The 202-nt window shown below is 36.1% G+C and carries 1 protein-coding gene; it reads left to right on the forward strand.

Features of this window, described 5'->3' with window-relative positions; all coding sequences use genetic code 11:
• The coding region (locus MUW73_RS04740) for a hypothetical protein (RefSeq protein ID WP_243575311.1) at nt 1-202 on the forward strand (202 nt) is incomplete at both ends.

Consider the following 202-nt stretch of genomic DNA (forward strand, 5'->3'; position numbering starts at 1 on the left):
TACCTAATATTCAGGATTAGTCATCTGGCATTATTAGTGGTTTTTCTATTACCATCTTGTTTCAAGCTAAAAAAGTGCTATCAATGGGGCGGCTTAGAAAGACGCTATAACAATAGCCATAAAGGTAGTCCTAACAAATCAAGCATACCCGATCAGATACCTGAAATGAATAGTCAAGTTAGTAGTCGAAAACCATCCAATA

The organism is Candidatus Cardinium sp. cByotN1, from assembly GCF_022810525.1.
Classification (GTDB): Bacteria; Bacteroidota; Bacteroidia; order Cytophagales; family Amoebophilaceae; genus Cardinium.